The organism is Roseococcus suduntuyensis, from assembly GCF_014196305.1.
GTDB lineage: Bacteria > Pseudomonadota > Alphaproteobacteria > Acetobacterales > Acetobacteraceae > Roseococcus > Roseococcus suduntuyensis.
The window spans coordinates 588,461-606,774 of the sequence record NZ_JACIDJ010000002.1; the positions used below are offsets into that span (position 1 = coordinate 588,461).

Here is an 18,314-nt window from a genome sequence, read left to right on the forward strand (position 1 = left end):
CTGGGGCGCGGCACGCCCAGGTGCCTCATACCCAGGCCCCTCACACCCAGGCCAGGCGCACGGCGCGGGGGATGGATTGCCGCCCGACCAGCGCCTTCAGCACACGCAGCCAGGGTTTTCGCAAATGCGGCGCGGGCGGGCCGGCCTCCAGCAGGTTTTCGGACAAATCCGGGTGGGGCAGCAGCCAGGGCGGGCCGTTCAGGGCGCGGCGGAAGCCCAGGCGCCGGGCCAGGACCAGCAGGCCCAACCCCCGCAGACGATGGGCGCGGCGGGCGGCGCGGCAGATCATGGCCTCGATGCCGCGCAGCGGATGGTTCGGCGCCGCGTCGTGCAGGGCCTGGAGCAGGCGTTCCCACAACCCGGCATGCGTGAGGCGGCGGTAGTAGCGGGCCAGGCTCTCGGCCGCGATTCCCGGCGCGGCGGCGTCCTTCCAAGGGGCGTCGGTGGCGGTGAGGCGAAACAGCGCGTTCATCCGCGCGCGCAGATCCCCGATCTGGCGGCCCTGGGGAGAGCGGCGGAGGACGTAGGGAAGAAGGGCGTGCCACTCCAGGTCGGTCAGGGGACGGATGGGGATGCGCGGCGCGTAGGACATTTTTCCTGTATAGCCACCCGCTCATTGCGGTGGCAAGGAAAACCCTGGTGGTGCGAAAGGTCCGGATATGGTCGAGGAAACGCTGGAAGAGCGATGGGGCGGCAAGCTGGCCGGGATATGGGGCTTCTTGCTGTCCCTGTTCTGAAAGGCGGGCGCGGCCTCAGCCGCGCCCGACTCGTGTCAGCGGCACACCCGCCGCTGCTCCATCCGCCAGGACGGGCGGCCGAAGCGGTCCGTGTAGCGCACGCGGACATTCTCGATCCAGCAGCGCCGGCGGCGGCGGCGCGGCGGGGGGCCGCGGCGGGGCGGCGGGCCACGGTGCGGCGGCGGGCCCCACTGGACCTCTTCCAGCAGCGCGTCGAATTCCGCGGCGTCATCGGCCGGCAGGTCGAGTGTCTGCGGCGTGGTGGGGCCCTCGGGCAGGGTGGGGGTGATGGGGCGGGGCAGCGCGGCCTCGGCCTCGGGGACGCTGGCGGCCACGCCACCCATGGCGACGGCGGCACCCAGGAACAGGAATTTGCGGCGGTTCATACTACGCCTCCCTCTCTCACATCGGCCCGGGACTTCCGGGGCTTGAGGGAGATGTAACGTTCACAAACCGTCCGGGATGCGTTGCGAAGATGGCGAGGAAGGGGCGCGCGGTATCGGTCGGTGACGGCGGTGTCAGGCCGCCACATGCGCCGCGATGGAAGTGAAGATCGGCAGGCCTTCCGTGCCGCCCACCAGCGGGTCCACGCAGTTCTCGGGGTGGGGCATCAGCCCCAGCACGCGCGCATTGGCCGAGCAGATGCCGGCGATGGCGTCGATGCTGCCATTGCGGTTCTCGCCTTCGTAGCGGAACACGACGCGCCCCTCGCCTTCCAGCCTGGCCAGCGTCTCGGCGTCGCAGAAATAGTTGCCGTCGCCATGGGCCATGGTGGCGCGGAAGGTGGCGCCGCGCTGGAAATGGGCGGTGTAGGGCGTGTCCGCGCGCTCCACCCGCATCACGCAATCCATGGCGAGGAAGCGCAGGGACGCGTTGCGCAGCAGGGCGCCGGGCAGCAGGCCGGCCTCGGTCAGCATCTGGAAGCCGTTGCAGACGCCCAGCACATGGCCGCCGCGCGCGGCGAAGTCCCGCACCGCGGCCATGATGGGCGATTGCGCGGCCATGGCGCCGCAGCGCAGGTAGTCGCCATAGGAGAAGCCGCCGGGCAGCACGACCAGGTCCAGACCGCTCGGCAGCGCCGTCTCGCGGTGCCAGAGCATGGTGGGCCGGCGGCCGGTGGCGGCGCGGAGCGCGAGCGCCATGTCGCGCTCGCGGTTGGTGCCGGGGAAGGTGATGATGGCGGCGTTCATGTGTGCCCTATCCCTGCGCCACGCGCAGCCAGTGGATGCCGCCCAGGATCAGCATGGTGCTGATGGCCGCGATGGCCGCGGCGGCGAAGACGCGGTTGATGAGGTTCTTCTTGCGGGCGAACCAGCCCAGGCGGGGCTGCGCCTGCCCGGCCGAGAGGCGCTGTTCCCGCCAGCCCAGCAGCATCGTGATCAGCACCGTCAGCACGATGAGGATCAGGATGGAGGTCTTCACCACGGGTAGAAGATCCAGCCCAGCGGGTTGCGCCAGCCCTCGATGGCCAGCGAGATGGGCCAGAACAACCCGCCCAGGAAGGCCTTGGAGAGCAGGAAGAAGGCCTCGGTCAGCGGCAGGTCGCCGGGGAGCGGCGGGCCGAAGGCGAGATAGGCCAGCGCCAGCAGCACGCGCCAGGCCGCGAAGCCGAAGGAGACGGCCACGAAGACGCGCAGCGAGCGTTCGCGCGCGTTGGGGGCCGTCGTCCCGCTCATGCGGGCTCCACCGTGAAGCTTTCGATGACGGTGTTGGCGAGCAGCTTGCGGGCCATGTCCTCGCCCTGGGCACGGGCGCGGGTGGGGTCGGTCTCGCTGACCTCCACGATCATGACCTTGCCCACGCGGACCTCGCCCACGCCCTCGAAGCCGAGGCCCGAGAGGGCGCGTTCGATGGCCTTGCCCTGCGGGTCCAGCACGCCCGCCTTGGGGAACACAGTGACCCGAAGCTTGGTCATCAACACACCCTTCCCAATACCAATGGCCCCCCGGTGCCCTCGGCGGGCTTTGCCGGGTGTCCTCGGCGGGCTTTGCCCGACGAGGCGGAGCCGTCCCAACAGAATGCAGCGCCCCGAACGGGGTCCTCATGAAAGCGCCGAAGGCGATTTCATGAGGGTCATTGCATGACTTCTGGACCCTTCATGTCGCGCACACCCGCTTCCGGCAGGATGCCGAGGCGGCGGGCCACTTCCTGGTAGCCCTCCTCGACCTTTCCCAGGTCGCGGCGGAAGCGGTCCTTGTCCATCTTCTCGCCGGTCTTGGCGTCCCAGAGGCGGCAATTGTCGGGGCTGATCTCGTCGGCCAGGACGATGCGCATCTCGTCATTCTCGTAGAGGCGGCCGAATTCCAGCTTGAAGTCCACCAGCGTGATGCCGACGCCCAGCAGCAGGCCGGTCAGGAAGTCGTTCACCCGCAGGGTGAGCTGGACGATGTCGTCCAGGTCGTGCGTGGAGGCCCAGCCGAAGGCGGTGATGTGCTCCTCGCTCACCATCGGGTCCTGCAGGGCGTCGTTCTTGTAGTAGTATTCGATGATGGAGCGCGGCAGGCGCGTGCCTTCCTGGATGCCCAGGCGCGTGGCGAGGGAGCCTGCCGCCACGTTGCGGACCACGATCTCGAGGGGGATGATCTCCACCTCGCGCACCAGCTGCTCGCGCATGTTCAGGCGGCGGATGAAGTGGGTGGGGATGCCGATCTCGCCCAGGCGCTGCATCAGGTACTCGCTGATGCGGTTGTTCAGCACGCCCTTGCCGGTGATCGTGCCCTTCTTCTGGGCGTTGAAGGCGGTGGCGTCATCCTTGAAGTATTGGACGAGGGTGCCGGGCTCGGGCCCCTCGAACAGGATCTTGGCCTTGCCTTCGTAAAGTTGGCGGCGGCGAGCCATGGCGTGCAGTCCTTCTGGCGAATCAGCGCCCGTATAGCAGCAAAGAATTATCGTGCCACGCGGGCCGCCACCGGCTTGACCGGCGCGAAGGGCGTGCGGTCGGGCGGGCCGGGCGCGAAGATCCATTCCCGCGCGCCACCCGGCCCCAGCGCCAGCAGCGAACTGCACAGCGTCCCGAACCCGCCGAGTGGAGGAATGTTCAGCATTTCGGCCGCTTCCCCCTCGGAATCCGCGAGCAAAGCGGGCCAGGCGCCCCAGTCGGGCAAGGCGGGCCGGGGGGCGGCCTGGAAGCGCGGCAGGTGGCGGGCGGTGCGGGGGCTCGACGGATCATTGGGCGGATGGGCCGTCACCATGTGCAGGCCGGGCGGCAGGGCTGTGGCGGTCGCATGGCCCTCACCGAGCCCGGCGACGAACCAGGCGGAGTCGGCGTCCGCCACCACGGCGTTGAAGGGGCGCCAGGCGCCGGCATCGAGGCGGCACAGAGCGTCGGCGGCGGCCTCGGCCGTGGGCGCCGCCAATGCCAGCAGGGGCAATTCGCCGCGCGAGCGCTTGCCCTCGGCGGGGCCGAGGCTGCCAGGGCGGTTCAGCACGGTGGCGACGACGCCCGCCGCGCTCACCGCCATCCAACTGCCGCCGCCCGTGCGGTCCCGCCCGCCGACCAGGCCCGGGGCCTCGGGCCAATGCGCCCCCGGCGGGTCCCAGGGGCGGTCCAGGCGTTCATCGCGGTTGGCGGCCAGCAGCAGCGGCCAGGCGGCGCCGGGCTGGCGCGAGAGGATCACGGTGCACATCGGGTCCCATCTGGCCCCGATGCGCCGCCGCGAACAAGGCGGCCCCTACCAGTGACGCCCTACCAGTGGCGGTGGTGGCGCGGCCGGTCCCAATGGCGCGGCGGCGGGCCGTAGTAGCGCGGCGGCGGTGGCGCGTAATAGACGGGCGGCGGCGGCGGGTAATAATAGCGCGGCGGCGGCGCGTAATATCGCGGCCGTGGGGGCGGCGCGTAGTAGATGGGCGGCGGCGGGCGCCAGCCCCGGCGGTCCCAACCCACCTGCAGCTCCAGCACCGGCTGGGCGCTGGCCGGCGCGGGGGCGGCAATGCCGAGGCCCAGCAGGCCCAGGACGGCGCCGAAGATCAGCTTTCGCATCGCGCGGAACTCCCTTTCGATGTTCCTAATTCCACGCGCCCCGCATGGCCAAAGCGTGGCGCGATTGCGCCCCTTCAGTGCCGTCCGTGATGATGGCGGCGGTGATGGGACGGGGGCCGGTGGTGGCGCGGCGCATGATGCACGCGCGGCCGATGCCCAGGCCCGCGGTAGGCAGGCCCGCGATGGAAATGCCCGCGATGAACGGGGCCCCGGTAGCCATGGCCGCGATACACCGGTGCGCGATAGACGGGCGCCCGGTAGACGGGCCCACGGTAGACGGGAACAGGTGCGCGATACACCGGCGCCGCATGCACGGGCCCGCGCCAATGCCCAGGGCCCGCATGATAGACGGGCCCCTGGGCCACGCAGCCGGCCAGCACCAGGCCCATCACGCTCAACAGCAGCACACGCATCACGTTACCCTTCCCTTTCAGCCGCCCCGCTCCCTCATGAGGCGGGGGGCGCCACCTCGGCTGTGGTCTGGCCGGTCGCCGCCAGGCCACGCGCCACGAAGCCCGAGGCCTTCATCTCCTCCACGAAGGCGCGCAGCCAGGGCATCGCGGCCTCACGGTCCTGCGGAATGCCCACCGCCTGCTCGATCACCATGAAGCGGCCGGGCAGCACCCGCACATCGGGGTTCGCCGCCGCATAGGCCACCAGCGGCTGCTTCACGTTGGCCGCCACCTCCAGGTTGTCGGCGCGGAACTGTTCCAGCGAGGCGGGCGAGGTCGGCGCGCGCACCAGCGTCGCGTGGCGCAGCTCGCGCGTCAGGAACAGGTCATAGGCGCTGCCACGGCCCACGGCCACGCGGATGCCGGGGCGGTCCACCTCGGCATTGTCGCGGATGGGGCTGTCCTGCCGCACCAGATAGGCGCCCTCGATCACCACATAGGGCGCGGTGAAGGTGATGCCGCGCGCGCGCACAGGGTCAATGGCCAGGAAGCACAGGTCCCAGGCGCCCTCGCGCAGCGCCTCGGTCACGCGCCCGGCGGCGGGGTAGGTGATCATCTCGATGGGCAGGTTGAGGCGGCGGCCGATCTCCTGGGCCAGCTCCACCGACAGGCCGCGCGGCGCGCCGCCCGCGGGGTCGCGCTGGGCCAGCACCGGGTTGCCGAAATTGATGGCGACGCGAAGCGTGCCGGAGGGCGCCATGATGCGCGCGACCTCGGCGGGGCTTTGCGCCCGCAGTGGGGTGGCGGCGAGCGGGACGGCGGCCAGCAGGGCGGGCGCGGCCAGGAGGCCACGGCGACGAAGATGCATTGGAGTTTCTTCCCTTTTCGTAATCCACCCAGGATGCCCAGACTGCCCCGCCCGGGCAATCTGCGCCCCCCGCCTCGGGATCAGGGGCGCCCGGTCAGCGGCGCGGGTTGATCAGGTCGCGGAAGGCATCGCCCGTGTTGTCGCGCCGCTGCTGGGGCGGCGGGCCCTGGCGCTGCGGCGGCGGGGGGGATGGCCGCGCGCGGCGGTCATCGCGCCGGTCGTAGCGCCGATCGTCAGGTCGGTAATAGCCGCGCGACGGGGGCGCGTAATAGCTGGGGCCGCGATAGGCGGGGGCGCGATAGACCGGACCCGCGGCATAACCGCCACGGTAATAACCGCCGCCGCCGCCGCGATACCCGTCATCCACGCAGCCGGCCAGGAACAGTCCCAGCCCCGCCACCAGCCCCAGCCTTGTCATGTTGCGCATCATCATCCTCCCGCAACGCACGAGGGGCGGAGTGGTTGACCCCGCCGCCGCCGCCGCTGTCAGAGATGAGATGTGACCATTTGGTCATGGCGCAAAGGCGGCGAAATCAAGTTGCTCCAAAGACCCGCGCGAAAATCGTCTCGACGTGGCGGAAATCGCGCATGGGGTCCATGGCGGCATCCAGTGCGGCGGCATCCATGACGGGCGCCACCTCGGGGTCGGCCAGCAGGTTGTCGCGGAAGTTGCGCCCATCCGCCTTGCCGAGCTTCGTCCAGGTCGCCATCGCGGCACGCTGCACCGCCGCATAGGCGCCCTCGCGCGAGAGGCCGGCCTGGGTCAGCGCCAGCAGCACCTTCTGCGAGTGCACGACGCCGCCCAGGCTTTCCAGGTTTTCCGTCATGCGCTCGGGGTAGATGGTGAGCTTCTCCATCATGCCCGCCAGCCGCATCAGCGCGAAGTCCAGCGCGATGGTGGCATCGGGCGCGATCACGCGCTCCACGCTCGAATGGCTGATGTCGCGCTCATGCCACAGCGTGATGTTCTCCAGCGCCGGCATGGCATAGCCGCGCACCAGCCGCGCGAGGCCCGTCAGGTTCTCGCTCAGCACCGGGTTGCGCTTGTGGGGCATGGCGCTGCTGCCCTTCTGCCCGGCGTGGAAAAACTCCTCCGCCTCGCGCACCTCGCTGCGCTGCAGGTGGCGCACCTCGGTCGCCAGCCGCTCCACGCCGCCCGCCACGACCGCCAGGGCGGCGAAGAAGGCCGCGTGGCGGTCGCGCGGGATGACCTGGGTGGAGACGGGCTCCACCGCGAGGCCCATGTGCTTCGCCACATGCGTCTCGATGGCCGGGTCCACGGAGGCGAAGGTGCCGACGGGGCCGGAGATGGCACAGGTGGCGACCTCTGCGCGCGCGGCCACGAGGCGCGCGCGGTTGCGGGCGAACTCGGCGTAGTGGCCCGCGAGCTTGAGGCCGAAGGTGGTGGGCTCGGCATGGATGCCGTGGCTGCGGCCGATGCTCGGCGTGTGCTTGTGCTCGATCGCGCGCGCCTTGAGCGCCGCCAGCACCGCGTCCACATCGGCGATCAGCAGGTCGGCCGCGCGGGTCATCTGCACGGCGAGCGTGGTGTCGAGCACGTCGGAACTCGTCATGCCCTGGTGCATGAAGCGGGCATCCTCGCCCATGCCCTCGCCCAGCCAGGTGAGGAAGGCGATGACGTCGTGGCGCGTCACGCGCTCGATCTCGTCAATGCGCTCCACATCGGCGGCGCTGATGTTGGCGACGCGGGCCGCGCCCTTCTCGCGGATGGTGCGGGCGGCGGCTTCGGGGATGGTGCCCTGGGCCGCCATGGCCTCGGCGGCCAGCGCCTCGATCTCGAACCAGATGCGATAGCGCGCCTCGGGCGACCAGATCTCGGCCATCTGCGGGCGGGAATAGCGGGGAACCATGGGCGTTGATCCTGCAAGCGTGCGTCGGCCAAGGGTTTCGCGCAGCGGGGGCGGATGGGCAAGCCGCCGCCGGGGATGGCGCAGATGTAACCGCTGGGTCAGGCCCTTGTAGGCCCCCGGCGCTTGGAAGCCACCCCAGGGCGGGAGTAGTGTTTTCCGCGGAGCCTCCTTCCGCGATGACAAAAATGCAAGGTTGAGGCTTCCATGCCGGAATGGGTCGTTCCACTTCTCCAGGTGCTCGCGATTGACATCGTCCTCGCGGGAGACAACGCGATCGTCGTCGGCATGGCGGCTGCCGGCCTGCCGGCCGCGCAGCGCCGCACCGCCATCTTCTGGGGCATCGTCGCCGCCACCGTGATGCGCATCGCCTTCGCGAGCATCACGGTGCAGCTTCTCGCCATCGTGGGGCTGACGCTGGCGGGCGGCGTCCTGCTGCTGTGGGTCTGCTGGAAGATGTACCGGGAGCTGCGCGAGGGCGGCCACGGCGAGGTGGTGAACGAGGATGGCTCGGTCACGGTGAAGGAGGCGCCGCGCAAGAGCATGCGCCAGGCCATCACCCAGATCCTGATCGCCGACATCTCCATGAGCCTCGACAATGTGCTGGCCGTGGCGGGTGCCGCGAAGGACCACCCCTATGTGCTGATCGTGGGCCTCGCCATCTCGGTCGTGCTGATGGGTGTCGCCGCCACCTTCATCGCGAACCTGCTGAACAAGCACCGTTGGATCGCCTGGGTGGGGCTTCTCATCATCCTCTACGTGGCGGGCAGCATGATCTATGCCGGCACGAATGAGGTGGCGGAGGTCGTTCCCGGCTCCTACGCCTTCCTCATGCTGCCGCTGGGCTACCTGGCGCTGCCGGGTGTGTTTCCCGCCTGGATCTGGGCGGGGGCGACGGTGCTGCAGGTGCTGGTGCTGACGGCGGTGGTGGTGCTGATGGCCGATGCGGTACTGCGGGCGCGGCGGCGCGCGGACCGGCCGGCGGAGTAACCTTCCCACGCGGAAAGGTTTCACGCCGGGCGCTTCCCCTCCCGGCGTGATCTGCTCTAGACCCTGGGGCATGTCGAACGGGACGCGCCACCACACTCATCGCCTTGCCACCTCTCGCCTTGCCTGGGCTGGAGCGGGGCTTCTCCTCCTTCTGGCGGGCTGCGAGGCGCCGCGACAGGCGGGCCAGGCCCCCGCCCCCACGGCGGTGCGCGCCGGCCCCGCCACGGCCGAGGCCCTGGCCGCCGCCCTGCCCGCCAGCGCCGACAGCTTCACCCGCGGCGCCACCGTGCCCGTGCGCCAGCCCATGGAAGGGCTGGAGGTGAACTACGCCACCTCCAACCGCCGCGGTGCCGCCTTCGTGCAGGTGGTGCGACCGGCGCAGGGCGACGCTCCGGCGGCGGCGGCCGGCGAATACACCCGCTGGCTGGACGAGGTCTCGACCGGCGCGCGGCCGGGCCGGCGGCTGAACGTGGTGCAGGAATTCACCGAACCCGCCGGCCCCGGGCTGCGCTGCGCCGCGCTGGAGGGCAGCTATGGCCGCCAGCCGGTGCAGAGCACCTTCTGCGTGGGCACGGCGGGCGGGCATGTGTTGCGCCTGCGCGTGACCATGATGCGCGACGCCGCCCCCGTGGCCGATGCGCGGGCCTTCCTGCTGCAGGTGGCGCGGTCCCTGCCCGCGCGCTGAACGCGCACGCCCTGAGAGGGGGTGAGGTTCCCCTGCCCCGTGAAGCGGCGTTACGCTCCCCCTTACAACAGAGGGAGAGCGCGCCATGGACCAGCAGGCCCACACCTACCACCCCGCCCATTTCCGCGGCCTGAGCTGGCTGGATGCCCTGCCCGGCTTCGCCAATGGCAGCGACACGCCCCGCGCCTATCTCGAACGCTGCCTGGAGGTGATGGCGGCGCGCGAACCCGTGGTGCGCGCCTTCGTCACCGTGAACGAGGCGGGGGCGCGTGCGGCGGCGGATGCCAGCACGGCGCGCTGGAAGGCGGGCCAGGCGCTCTCGCCGCTCGATGGCATGCCCATCGGCATCAAAGACCTGCTGGAAACCCGCGACATGCCGACCGAGATGGGCTGCGAGGCCTATCGCGGGAACCACACCGGGCGCGACAACGCCGCCGTCTGGGCGTTGCGCGAGGCGGGGGCCGTCATCCTGGGCAAGACGGTCACGGCGGAACTGGGCGGGGCCCATCCCGGCCCCACCACCAACCCCTTCGACGCGGGGCGGACGCCGGGCGGGTCCTCCTCGGGCTCGGCGGCGGCGGTGGGGGCGCGGATGGTGCCGGCGGCCATCGGCACGCAGGTGGGCGGCTCCATTCTCCGGCCCGCCAGCTTCTGCGGGAATTTCGCCCTGAAGCCCACCCAGGGCGCCATCACCCGCGGCGAGCGCCAGGCCACCAGCCAGAGCACCAGCGGCCCGCATGCCGCGACCCTGGAGGATTGCTGGCAGGTCGCCATCGAGATCACGAAGCGCGCGGGCGGCGACCCCGGCCACCCCGGCCTGATGGGCCCCGACACCTGCCCCGAGGCGCGCCGCCCCGGCCGCCTGGTGGTGCTGGAGACCGAGGGCTGGGCGCGGCTGGATGACGCGAGCCGCACCGCCTTCGAGATGCTGCTGGAGCAGATGGCCGCCGCCGGCATCACCCTGCTGCGCCGGCGCGACCACGCCTGGATCGAGACGCTGGAGCGGCGGGTGGACGGCGCCTCGGCCTATGGCAACGCCATCACCCGATGGGAGAACCGCATGGCGCACCGGGCGCTGGTGGAGAAGAACCCCGATGGCGTCAGCGAGCGGCTGAAGAAGGTCCTGGCGGGGGCCGAGGCCATGCGTGTGGCCGACTACCAGGCCGCGCTGCGCGAACGCGCCGAGGCCCAGGCCGCCTATGCCGCGGTGATGACCATGGCCGATGCGGTGGTGACGCTCACCTCGGTCGGGCCCGCGCCGGTGTGGTCGGGCGATGTGCCCGGTCAGCCGCTGAACCCCCGCCCGACCGGCGACATCGCCTTCAACGCGCCGGCCAGCGCCATCTTCTGCCCGGCGGTGACGCTGCCGCTGATGGCGGTGGGCGGGCTGCCGGTGGGGCTGCAGGTGATGGGGGCCCAGCAGCGCGACGCGGATGCGGTGGGGGTGGCGCGGTGGCTGATGGGCAAGCTGACGCCCGTGGCCGTGTGAGGCGAGGGGAACAGGTGCGGCCCTCATGCGGCGCGACGGCTCTTTCGGACCCGGGGTGGCGCCGGCATCGGTTCCTCAAAGCGCGCCGTCAGGATCAGAAGCTGGCGCAGCCTGTCCGCCGCACCCGACAAGATATCATAGCAGCTAAAATAGCCTTCGTCACGTGCAATCTGGGATAGACTGTCCACTTGGCGAATGAGATGCCGCCGGCGCTGAAGTTCACGCCAGGCTTCCGCATCCGGCACAGCGAAAGGGGCCCAGTCCGTCAGTGGCTGATCCTTACCTTGCGACTGCTTGACCATTTTTTGTGCCCTTTTCTGCACTTCCACCGAGATCATTATTTGCCATCACGAAATTTTAACGCCGTAACGAGAAACCAACGCTGATACCTCGACGTTTCGATACCAACATATGGCCCGGTAACCTCGCGCGTCCTGCCAGAGGCTATGTACGCTACCGGTGATAGATCTCTGACAAAATTTTCGTAGAAAGTAAATAGCGGATCCAAAAAATTATCTTTTTGTACGAAATTTTATTATTACGTTCAATTTCATTCCTAAACATGTTTAGCGTTTGGCTAGAAGGCTTTTTTTAAACGATAATTTTTTGTGACTAGGTTCTGCGCATTTTTAGAAGATGAATGTTCCTGTCTCTCATCAACAAGGGGCGAGACGATGTCCGACCCAGATCTCATGGCCGCGCTGCGGGAAGCCTTGCGGCGAAAGCTGGCCGACGCGTCTGTTCCAGCAGCGGTTCTCGACAGAGCGGAGCAGGAGCTGCGCCAATGGGCGGATCAGCAGCCACCGGCGCTTTCCCGGCGGAAACTGATCGAGATGATCCGGGAGGTTGTGGAAGAAGAACGCGCTCGGCTGCGGCCATAGAGACCGACCGCATTGTCCTTGAAGTTTTAGAGGGCTTGCGGGACGGCGCTGCCCCCCATCTACAGCAGCCCCTCCCGCCGGAAGGACAGGATCACCCCCCGCCCCACGATCAAATGATCATGCACCGTGATGCCCAGCGCGGCCGCGGCCCCCTTCACCTCCGCCGTCATCTCGATGTCGGCGCGCGAGGGGGTGGGATCGCCGCTCGGGTGGTTGTGCACCAGGATCAGCGCGGTCGCGTGCAGCTCCAGCGCGCGCTTCACAACCTCGCGCGGATAGACGGGCGTGTGGTTCACCGTGCCGCGCGCCTGGGCCTCGTCGGCGATCAGGCGGTTCTTGCTGTCGAGAAACAGGATGCGGAACTGCTCGATCGGCTCGCGCGCCAGCACGATGGTGAGATATTCCTCCAGCCGCGACCAGTTGTTCAGCAGCGGCAAGTCCCGCACTTCGGCCGCGGCCAGGCGCGTGGCACCCGCCTGCACGACGCGCAGCGCCGCGATGCCCGCCTCGCCCAGGCCCTCCACCTGGCGCAACTCCACCACCGGGGCCGTCACGGCATTGGCGAAGCTGCCGAAACGCGCCAGCAGGGCGCGGGCGATGGGCTTGGTGTCCCGCCGCGGCAGGGCCAGGAACAGGATCATCTCGATCAGTTCATGGTCCAGCAGCGCCGTGGGCCCCGCCTCGATCAGCTTCTGGCGCATGCGCGCGCGGTGGCCCTCCGCGCCGGGCACGGCCACGCTGGCCTGGACCGGGGCGGGCGGAAGCGACGGGAACATCCCGCCCGCCTCCTCCATGCCCCGGCGGCGCGCCATCAGCCCGCCTGGAAGACGGGCTTGTGCAGCCCGGCGGGCGAAAGGGTGAAGATCTCGCAGCCCGTCTCGGTGATGCCCACCATGTGCTCGAACTGCGCCGACAGGCTGCGGTCGCGCGTCACGGCGGTCCAGCCATCATCCAGGATCTTCACCTCGGGCCGGCCGGCATTCACCATGGGCTCGATGGTGAAGAACATGCCCGGCGCCAGCCGCGCGCCCTCGCCGGGGCGGCCGAAATGCAGCACGTTCGGCGGTTCATGGAACTGCCGGCCGATGCCATGGCCGCAGAAATCCCGCACGATCGAGAAACGGTGCTTCTCGGCATAGGCCTGGATGGCGTGGCCGATATCGCCGAAGGTGTTGCCGGGCCGCGCGGCGGCGATGCCGCGCATCATGGCCTCGTGCGTCACCTCCATCAGCAGCCGCGCCTTGGTGCTGACCTGGCCCACCGCATACATGCGGCTGCTGTCGCCATGCCAGCCATCGAGCAGCGCCGTCACGTCGATGTTGAGGATGTCGCCCTCGGCCAGCACCCGCTCGCCCGGAATGCCGTGGCAGACCACATGGTTGATCGAGATGCAGGAGGAATGCGCATAGCCGCGGTAGCCCAGCGTGGCCGGCACGGCGCCGCGCTCCACCAGGAAATCATGACACAGGCGGTCCAGTTCGCCCGTCGTCACCCCCGGCCGCACATGCGCGCCGATCATGTCGAGGCACTCCGCCGCCAGCCGCCCGGCCCGACGCGCGCCGTCGAAATCCTGCGGGGCGTGTAGAGTGATCCGGCGAGCCTCGCCGCGCTGCTTGTCCATACCTGGTTCCGACCAAACGCATTCCCAATCCAGCCGCCAAGATGCGCGCGCGGGGCCACGGCTTCAACCCGAATTCGTCGAAGCCCTGGGCGCCGCTGGGAACATGGGGCGTGATGGAAACCGGCGCTACCCGATCAGCAGCACCCCCAGCAGGGCCAGCGTGGTGATGAAGAGCGTGCTGGCGATGCCCAGCAGCAGGGGGGCGGCGCCGCGCGCATGCAGCGCCCGCAGGTCGGTCTGCAGGCCAAGGGCCGCGACGCTCGCGGCGAGCATCAGCGGCACGAGGAAGCGGCTGGCATCCACCGCGAACTGCGGCACGAGGCCCGTGCTGCCCAGCGCCACCAGCGCCAGGAAGCCGAAGGCGAACCAGGGCACCGGCGCCTTCACCTTGGCCGCGTCCGCGTGCTGGCGGCGGGCCACCCACCAGCCGAGTGCCAGGATGGCCGGCGCCAGCAGGAAGACGCGGGCCAGCTTCATCACGGTGCCGCTTTGCGAAGCCTCCTCGCCGCCCGCCGCGGCTGCGCCCACGGCCTGGACCACCTCATGGATGGCCGCCCCGGCCCAGAGGCCATAGACGCGCGCGGAAAGCCCCAGCAGCTCGCCCAGATAGGGAAACACCACCAGCGCCACGGTCCCGCAGAGGGTGATGACGGCCAGCGAATAGGTCACGTCCTCCTCGCGCCCGCGCACCACCTGGTTGGCGGCGACGATGGCCGACGCCCCGCAGATGGCCGTGCCCGTGCCGATCAGCATGGACAGACCCGGGTCCACGCCCATGACGCGGCCGAGCCAGATGGTGAAGGGCAGGGTCGCGGCCACCACGACCAGCGCCAGCACCAGCGCCCCCGGCCCCAGCGCCCAGAGCATGCCGAGCGTGAGCTGCAGCCCCAGCAGCACGATGGCCGCGCGCAGGATGGGCCGCACCGCATAGCCGATGCCAGGCTTGAGGCTGGCCGGGCGGCCGATGACGGCGCCGAGCCCCACGCCCAGGATCAGCGCCACGACCACGGCATTGAGTGCCGCCACCCCCGTCATGTTCCGCAAGGTGATGGCGATGATGGCGATGCCGAAGCAGAGGGCGAGGCCGGGGGCGAGGCTGCGAAGCTTGTCCGGGAAGGATTGCCCGGTGGGGGACGCGGTGGTGGGGGCTGCCATCAGTCTGAATTCGCCTGGAACGTGAGATGCGCGGCACGGTCCACCCGCGCGGCGGGGGCGTCAACCCGGGCCGCCGGGCGTTATTCCGCGGCAAGCGGGAGGCTGGGTTGCAGCCCGAAGGCCTCGGCCAGCAGGGTGATGCTGTGGGCGCGGGCGAATTTGTCGTGGCAGGGGGTCAGCACCGCCACCTCCTGCACGCCCAGTTCGGCGGCCATGGCGGCCAGCCGGTCACGCACCTCCGCCCCGGTGCCGATGATGGCACGTTCGCGCATGCGGTCCACGCGCGCGCGCTCGGCCTCGGTGTAGGGGTGGGCTTCGGCTTCCTCGGCGGTCGGGAAGGGTGGGAAGTTGCCGCGGTCGCGGAAGAGGCGCCACAGGGCGCGCGGCGCGAAGAGGCGCTCGGCCTCGGCGCGGCTGTCGGCGGCCAGCGCATAGACGGCGACGGCGGCGTTGGGCGTGGTGCCGCGGGTGGCCTGGAAGGTCTCGCGGTAGAGGGAGAGCGCCTGTTCGGCCCCCTGCCCGTCCGTGATGAAGCTCGCGAAGCAATAGGGCAGGCCGAAGAAGCCGGCCACCTGCGCGCCGTAGTCGCTGCTGCCCAGCACCCAGACCTCCGGCACGGTCCCCACCTCGGGCGAGGCGCGGACCATGCGGAAGGGGTGGTTCTCCGGCAGGCCCTCGCCCAGCCAGCCCAGCAGGTCACGGATTTGCGCGGGGAAGTTGTCGGCGGCCTGGGCGGCGTTGGGGTTGAGCGCGAAGGCGGTGCGCCCGTCGCTGCCCGGCGCGCGGCCGACGCCGAGGTCAATGCGGCCGGGGGCGATGGCCTCCAGCGCGCGGAACTGCTCGGCCACCTTCAGCGCGGAATAATGCGGCAGCATGACGCCCGCGCTGCCCACGCGGATGCGCCTGGTGGTGGCGGCGATGGCGCTGATCAGGATTTCGGGCGCGCTGCCGGCATGGCTCTGGCTGTTGTGGTGCTCGGCCAGCCAGTAGCGCGCATAGCCGAGGCGGTCCGCGAGGCGGGCCACCGCCAGCGTTTCCTGGATCGCGTCGGCGGCGTCGCGGCCGGAGACGATGGTGGACTGGTCGAGGATGGAGAGCGCGGGCAACATTCCCCGAGCTTACAGACCCAGGGACCCACCATGGAAGAGAGCTTCATGCGCCGCGCCCTCGACCTCGCCGCCGAGGGTGTGGCGGCGGGCGGCGGCCCCTTCGGCGCGGTGGTGGTGCGCGACGGCCGCATCATCGGCGAAGGCCGCAACAACGTGGTTCCCGGCCGCGACCCCACGCAGCACGCCGAGGTGGTGGCCATCCGCGCCGCCTGCGAGGCCGTGGGCAGCCATGACCTCTCCGGCGCCACCATCTACACGAGCTGCGAGCCCTGCCCAATGTGCCTCGGCGCCATCTGGTGGTCGCGCATCGGCGCCATCGTCTATGGCAATGACCGGGTGGATGCGGCCGCGATCGGCTTCGACGATGACGCGCTGTATCAGGAGGTGGCGCGGCCCATCACGGACCGCGCCCTGCCGCTCCGCCGCCTGATGGCGGCCGAGGCGCGCGAGGCCTTCCGCCTGTGGTCGGAGAAGCCCGACCGGGTGCCCTACTGACGCCTCACGCCGCGCGGACGCCCTGGGCCAGGTAGGCGAGGCCCGCGCGGTCGCCCCGCGCATGGCGCAGCTCGACCTCGACGGCGCCCTTCTGCGGCATGTGCAGGGTGCCGCGCTGCCCGGGCCGCAGCCCTTCCGGCACGCCCGCCACGCCCACACCGCCCGCCGAGGTGTCCAGCAACCGCACCTCGAAGGACTGCCCGTCCAGCATCAGCCGCGCCTGGCCATGGGCGGGCTGGCGCGCCTCGCGCCGGCGATCCACCTCGGGCACCGCGCCGCGGACGATGCTCACCACCTGATGCGTCAGCTCCGCGGCGCGGGCGGCGAGGTCGGCGGTGTCGGCCTGCATGCGTTCGGTGCGGGTGCCGTTTTCCTCCGCGTCGTCGCGCACGTCCGAAATCCGCGCGGCACCGGCGCGCGTGGCCTGGGTCGCCTCGCTGATGCTGCGCGCGATCTCGCGCGTGGCGCCATCCTGCCGGTCCACCGCCTCGGCCAGGCTGGCCGCGAGCTGGTCGATGCGCGTGACGGAACGGGCGATGCGCCGCACCGTCTCCACCGCGGCCTCGGTGCGGCGGCTGACGGCGTCAATGTGCTGGCTGATCTCCTGCGTGGCGCGGGCCGTCTGGGAGGCGAGTTCCTTCACCTCGCCCGCCACCACGGCGAAGCCCTTGCCGGCATCGCCGGCGCGCGCGGCCTCGATGGTCGCGTTCAGCGCCAGCAGATTGGTCTTGCCCGCGATCTCGCTGATGAGGCGCGTCACATCGCCGATCTGCCCCACCGCGCCGGAGAGGGAGACGATCGCCTCCTCCGTCCGGCTGCTGTCGGCCGCGGTCTCGCGGCTGACATTGGCGGCCTCGCGCACCTCCTGGGTGATGGCGCGGATGGCGGCGGAGAGCTGTTCGGCCGCCGTGGCCACCGTCTCCGACATGGCGAGCGATTCGCGCGCCGCCTCGCCCGCCGCGCCGGCATTGCCGCTGACGCGGCCGGCGGTCGCGGCCATCTCCTCCGCCCCGGTGGCCAGCGTCCGCGCCTGGTCGGCGATGCGGGTCATGGCCGCTAGGGTCTCGCCTTCCACGCGGTCGGCCATGTGGCGCAGCGCCTGGATTTGCGCGGCCTGGGCGGCGGCGCGATCCTCCTCCTGGCGGGCACGGGCGGCGCGGGCCTCCTCGCCCTGGGTGCGGAAGACGGCGACGGCGGCGGCCATCTGCCCCACCTCGTCACGCCTGCCCTGGCCGGGGATCTCCACCGAGAGGTCACCCTCCGCCATCCGCAGCATGGTCTGGGAAAGCGCGCGCAGCGGCCGCGCCGCGGCGGTGGCCCAGAGCGCGATGCCCAGGCCCAGCGCGAGCCCAAGCCCCAGCATGACCAGCATGAGGGTCTGGAAACCCTCGGCCACCGCGCGCGTCTCGCGCGCCACGACGCGGTTCTTCTCCTCCTGCAGGTCAATGAACTGGTTGATGCGCGCCAGCCATTCGACGAAGGCGGGGCGGGCCTGCTCCATCAGCAGAGAATGCGCCTGCGCCGCCTCACCCGCCGCGCGCGCGGCGATGACGGCGCGGACCATGGGCATGGTGCGCGCCTCGGTCTCCTAGATGGAGGCGAGGATGCGGCGCTCGTCCGGCGTGACACCGGCACCCGTCGCCATCATCGCGTCCAGCGAGGTGGCGCTGCGGGCATAGAATTCCTCCAGCCGCGTGATCTCGCGCAGGGCCTCGGCGCGCTCGTTCTCATTCGTGACCAGCACCACGTCGCGCAGGCTGATGGCGCGGTCATGCACGCTGCCGCGGAAATTGATGGCGAAGCGCTGCTTCACCCCGTTCACGTCGTTCACCACCGCGAGGCTTTCGCTGATGGAGTTCACCTGGTGCGCCGCGATGGCGGCCAGCGCCACGAGCAGCGCCAGCACCGCACCGAAGCCCAGCATCAGACGACGGCCGATGCCGACGCGCGGGCGTGCGGCATCGGCACCGGTGGAGGGTGCGGTAACGGTCAAGGCCATGCGGGAGCAGCTCAGGGCAGAATGCCGGGCGCGCCTCATGTCGCCG

Annotated in this window: 24 protein-coding genes and 1 pseudogene; 5 read left to right on the forward strand and 20 right to left on the reverse strand. The window is 70.7% G+C overall.

The genetic code is table 11. From position 1 onward, the window contains the following. Positions 1-40 precede the first annotated feature (40 nt). From GGQ83_RS09285 to purB, 13 genes are all read right to left on the reverse strand, one after another. Positions 41-592: a transposase gene (locus tag GGQ83_RS09285; RefSeq protein ID WP_184383484.1), complete on the reverse strand. Its 552-nt coding sequence runs from the start codon at positions 590-592 to the stop codon at positions 41-43. Between the two features lie 180 nt (positions 593-772). Further along, positions 773-1,123 (reverse strand): hypothetical protein, encoded by a 351-nt coding sequence (locus GGQ83_RS09290; RefSeq protein WP_184383485.1) that lies wholly within the window; start codon positions 1,121-1,123, stop codon positions 773-775. Positions 1,124-1,255: 132 nt separating this feature from the next. After that, complete coding sequence (gene purQ / locus GGQ83_RS09295) at positions 1,256-1,927, reverse strand: phosphoribosylformylglycinamidine synthase subunit PurQ (RefSeq protein ID WP_184383486.1); 672 nt, start codon at positions 1,925-1,927, stop codon at positions 1,256-1,258. Positions 1,928-1,934: 7 nt separating this feature from the next. Continuing rightward, a complete protein-coding gene (locus GGQ83_RS09300) occupies positions 1,935-2,162 on the reverse strand; it encodes a hypothetical protein (RefSeq protein ID WP_184383487.1) in 228 nt (75 codons plus the stop codon). Next, entirely contained in the window at positions 2,156-2,413 is a 258-nt protein-coding gene (locus tag GGQ83_RS09305) for a hypothetical protein (RefSeq protein WP_184383488.1), read from the reverse strand. Before GGQ83_RS09305 ends, GGQ83_RS09300 begins: the two co-directional genes overlap by 7 nt. After that, positions 2,410-2,652 carry a phosphoribosylformylglycinamidine synthase subunit PurS gene (gene purS, locus GGQ83_RS09310; RefSeq protein WP_184383489.1) on the reverse strand — a complete coding sequence of 81 codons (243 nt, stop codon included), beginning with the start codon at positions 2,650-2,652 and terminating at the stop codon, positions 2,410-2,412. Before purS ends, GGQ83_RS09305 begins: the two co-directional genes overlap by 4 nt. Positions 2,653-2,810: 158 nt before the next feature. Continuing rightward, the gene (gene purC / locus GGQ83_RS09315; protein WP_184383490.1) at positions 2,811-3,575 is read right to left on the reverse strand and encodes a phosphoribosylaminoimidazolesuccinocarboxamide synthase; all 765 of its coding nucleotides are present in this window, start codon (positions 3,573-3,575) and stop codon (positions 2,811-2,813) included. Positions 3,576-3,622: 47 nt separating this feature from the next. Then, a complete protein-coding gene (locus GGQ83_RS09320; protein ID WP_184383491.1) occupies positions 3,623-4,363 on the reverse strand; it encodes an NRDE family protein in 741 nt (246 codons plus the stop codon). A gap of 59 nt (positions 4,364-4,422) precedes the next feature. Further along, positions 4,423-4,716, reverse strand: a complete 294-nt coding sequence (locus tag GGQ83_RS09325; protein WP_184383492.1) for a hypothetical protein — start codon at positions 4,714-4,716, stop codon at positions 4,423-4,425. Between the two features lie 25 nt (positions 4,717-4,741). Then, a complete protein-coding gene (locus tag GGQ83_RS09330) occupies positions 4,742-4,936 on the reverse strand; it encodes a hypothetical protein (RefSeq protein ID WP_184383493.1) in 195 nt (64 codons plus the stop codon). A 227-nt stretch (positions 4,937-5,163) separates the two neighbouring features. Further along, positions 5,164-5,976 carry an ABC transporter substrate-binding protein gene (locus GGQ83_RS09335; protein WP_184383494.1) on the reverse strand — a complete coding sequence of 271 codons (813 nt, stop codon included), beginning with the start codon at positions 5,974-5,976 and terminating at the stop codon, positions 5,164-5,166. Positions 5,977-6,070: 94 nt separating this feature from the next. Further along, entirely contained in the window at positions 6,071-6,394 is a 324-nt protein-coding gene (locus GGQ83_RS09340; RefSeq protein WP_184383495.1) for a hypothetical protein, read from the reverse strand. 115 nt (positions 6,395-6,509) lie between these two features. Beyond that, positions 6,510-7,847: an adenylosuccinate lyase gene (gene purB, locus GGQ83_RS09345; RefSeq protein WP_184383496.1), complete on the reverse strand. Its 1,338-nt coding sequence runs from the start codon at positions 7,845-7,847 to the stop codon at positions 6,510-6,512. Between the two features lie 204 nt (positions 7,848-8,051). Between purB and GGQ83_RS09350 the strand changes: the two are divergent. From GGQ83_RS09350 to GGQ83_RS09360, 3 genes and pseudogenes are all read left to right on the forward strand, one after another. Further along, positions 8,052-8,642, forward strand: a pseudogene (locus GGQ83_RS09350) (TerC family protein); the annotation flags it as partial. 262 nt (positions 8,643-8,904) lie between these two features. After that, positions 8,905-9,519 carry a hypothetical protein gene (locus GGQ83_RS09355; protein ID WP_184383498.1) on the forward strand — a complete coding sequence of 205 codons (615 nt, stop codon included), beginning with the start codon at positions 8,905-8,907 and terminating at the stop codon, positions 9,517-9,519. Between the two features lie 85 nt (positions 9,520-9,604). Then, positions 9,605-11,008: an amidase gene (locus GGQ83_RS09360; RefSeq protein ID WP_184383499.1), complete on the forward strand. Its 1,404-nt coding sequence runs from the start codon at positions 9,605-9,607 to the stop codon at positions 11,006-11,008. 23 nt (positions 11,009-11,031) lie between these two features. Here the strand turns inward: GGQ83_RS09360 and GGQ83_RS09365 are convergent, their stop codons facing one another. Continuing rightward, a complete protein-coding gene (locus tag GGQ83_RS09365; protein ID WP_184383500.1) occupies positions 11,032-11,346 on the reverse strand; it encodes a hypothetical protein in 315 nt (104 codons plus the stop codon). Positions 11,347-11,682: 336 nt separating this feature from the next. On the opposite strand from GGQ83_RS09365, the gene GGQ83_RS09370 reads away from it, so the two are divergent. Beyond that, positions 11,683-11,889: a hypothetical protein gene (locus GGQ83_RS09370; RefSeq protein WP_184383501.1), complete on the forward strand. Its 207-nt coding sequence runs from the start codon at positions 11,683-11,685 to the stop codon at positions 11,887-11,889. Positions 11,890-11,948: 59 nt separating this feature from the next. On the opposite strand, the gene radC is transcribed toward GGQ83_RS09370, so the two are convergent. The 4 genes from radC to GGQ83_RS09390 all read right to left on the reverse strand — a co-directional run bounded on the left by radC (position 11,949) and on the right by GGQ83_RS09390 (position 15,774). Then, entirely contained in the window at positions 11,949-12,701 is a 753-nt protein-coding gene (radC, locus tag GGQ83_RS09375) for a RadC family protein (protein ID WP_184383502.1), read from the reverse strand. Continuing rightward, positions 12,701-13,510 (reverse strand): type I methionyl aminopeptidase, encoded by an 810-nt coding sequence (map, locus tag GGQ83_RS09380; protein WP_184383503.1) that lies wholly within the window; start codon positions 13,508-13,510, stop codon positions 12,701-12,703. The genes radC and map overlap by 1 nt, the downstream gene beginning before the upstream one ends. 126 nt (positions 13,511-13,636) lie before the next feature. Further along, on the reverse strand, positions 13,637-14,665 hold the full coding sequence (locus GGQ83_RS09385) for a YeiH family protein (protein WP_184383504.1): 1,029 nt from the start codon (positions 14,663-14,665) through the stop codon (positions 13,637-13,639). 80 nt (positions 14,666-14,745) lie between these two features. Next, the gene (locus tag GGQ83_RS09390; RefSeq protein ID WP_184383505.1) at positions 14,746-15,774 is read right to left on the reverse strand and encodes an LLM class flavin-dependent oxidoreductase; all 1,029 of its coding nucleotides are present in this window, start codon (positions 15,772-15,774) and stop codon (positions 14,746-14,748) included. 30 nt (positions 15,775-15,804) lie between these two features. On the opposite strand from GGQ83_RS09390, the gene GGQ83_RS09395 reads away from it, so the two are divergent. Then, a complete protein-coding gene (locus tag GGQ83_RS09395) occupies positions 15,805-16,269 on the forward strand; it encodes a nucleoside deaminase (RefSeq protein WP_242534908.1) in 465 nt (154 codons plus the stop codon). A gap of 4 nt (positions 16,270-16,273) precedes the next feature. Here the strand turns inward: GGQ83_RS09395 and GGQ83_RS09400 are convergent, their stop codons facing one another. Both GGQ83_RS09400 and GGQ83_RS09405 read right to left on the reverse strand, forming a co-directional pair. After that, on the reverse strand, positions 16,274-17,839 hold the full coding sequence (locus tag GGQ83_RS09400; RefSeq protein WP_184383506.1) for a methyl-accepting chemotaxis protein: 1,566 nt from the start codon (positions 17,837-17,839) through the stop codon (positions 16,274-16,276). Positions 17,840-17,857: 18 nt separating this feature from the next. Continuing rightward, positions 17,858-18,268: an MCP four helix bundle domain-containing protein gene (locus tag GGQ83_RS09405; RefSeq protein WP_184383507.1), complete on the reverse strand. Its 411-nt coding sequence runs from the start codon at positions 18,266-18,268 to the stop codon at positions 17,858-17,860. Between the last annotated feature and the right edge of the window lie 46 nt (positions 18,269-18,314).

Coding starts and splice junctions, on each gene's coding strand:
- GGQ83_RS09285 (WP_184383484.1), bottom strand. CDS start 592: ATGTCCTACGCGCCGCGCATCCCCATCCGTCCCCTGACCGACCTGGAG.
- GGQ83_RS09290 (WP_184383485.1), bottom strand. CDS start 1,123: ATGAACCGCCGCAAATTCCTGTTCCTGGGTGCCGCCGTCGCCATGGGT.
- purQ (WP_184383486.1), bottom strand. CDS start 1,927: ATGAACGCCGCCATCATCACCTTCCCCGGCACCAACCGCGAGCGCGAC.
- GGQ83_RS09305 (WP_184383488.1), bottom strand. CDS start 2,413: ATGAGCGGGACGACGGCCCCCAACGCGCGCGAACGCTCGCTGCGCGTC.
- purS (WP_184383489.1), bottom strand. CDS start 2,652: ATGACCAAGCTTCGGGTCACTGTGTTCCCCAAGGCGGGCGTGCTGGAC.
- purC (WP_184383490.1), bottom strand. CDS start 3,575: ATGGCTCGCCGCCGCCAACTTTACGAAGGCAAGGCCAAGATCCTGTTC.
- GGQ83_RS09320 (WP_184383491.1), bottom strand. CDS start 4,363: ATGTGCACCGTGATCCTCTCGCGCCAGCCCGGCGCCGCCTGGCCGCTG.
- GGQ83_RS09325 (WP_184383492.1), bottom strand. CDS start 4,716: ATGCGAAAGCTGATCTTCGGCGCCGTCCTGGGCCTGCTGGGCCTCGGC.
- GGQ83_RS09330 (WP_184383493.1), bottom strand. CDS start 4,936: ATGGCTACCGGGGCCCCGTTCATCGCGGGCATTTCCATCGCGGGCCTG.
- GGQ83_RS09335 (WP_184383494.1), bottom strand. CDS start 5,976: ATGCATCTTCGTCGCCGTGGCCTCCTGGCCGCGCCCGCCCTGCTGGCC.
- GGQ83_RS09340 (WP_184383495.1), bottom strand. CDS start 6,394: ATGACAAGGCTGGGGCTGGTGGCGGGGCTGGGACTGTTCCTGGCCGGC.
- purB (WP_184383496.1), bottom strand. CDS start 7,847: ATGGTTCCCCGCTATTCCCGCCCGCAGATGGCCGAGATCTGGTCGCCC.
- GGQ83_RS09355 (WP_184383498.1), top strand. CDS start 8,905: ATGTCGAACGGGACGCGCCACCACACTCATCGCCTTGCCACCTCTCGC.
- GGQ83_RS09360 (WP_184383499.1), top strand. CDS start 9,605: ATGGACCAGCAGGCCCACACCTACCACCCCGCCCATTTCCGCGGCCTG.
- GGQ83_RS09365 (WP_184383500.1), bottom strand. CDS start 11,346: ATGATCTCGGTGGAAGTGCAGAAAAGGGCACAAAAAATGGTCAAGCAG.
- GGQ83_RS09370 (WP_184383501.1), top strand. CDS start 11,683: ATGTCCGACCCAGATCTCATGGCCGCGCTGCGGGAAGCCTTGCGGCGA.
- radC (WP_184383502.1), bottom strand. CDS start 12,701: ATGGCGCGCCGCCGGGGCATGGAGGAGGCGGGCGGGATGTTCCCGTCG.
- map (WP_184383503.1), bottom strand. CDS start 13,510: ATGGACAAGCAGCGCGGCGAGGCTCGCCGGATCACTCTACACGCCCCG.
- GGQ83_RS09385 (WP_184383504.1), bottom strand. CDS start 14,665: ATGGCAGCCCCCACCACCGCGTCCCCCACCGGGCAATCCTTCCCGGAC.
- GGQ83_RS09390 (WP_184383505.1), bottom strand. CDS start 15,774: ATGTTGCCCGCGCTCTCCATCCTCGACCAGTCCACCATCGTCTCCGGC.
- GGQ83_RS09395 (WP_242534908.1), top strand. CDS start 15,805: ATGGAAGAGAGCTTCATGCGCCGCGCCCTCGACCTCGCCGCCGAGGGT.
- GGQ83_RS09400 (WP_184383506.1), bottom strand. CDS start 17,839: ATGCCCATGGTCCGCGCCGTCATCGCCGCGCGCGCGGCGGGTGAGGCG.
- GGQ83_RS09405 (WP_184383507.1), bottom strand. CDS start 18,268: ATGGCCTTGACCGTTACCGCACCCTCCACCGGTGCCGATGCCGCACGC.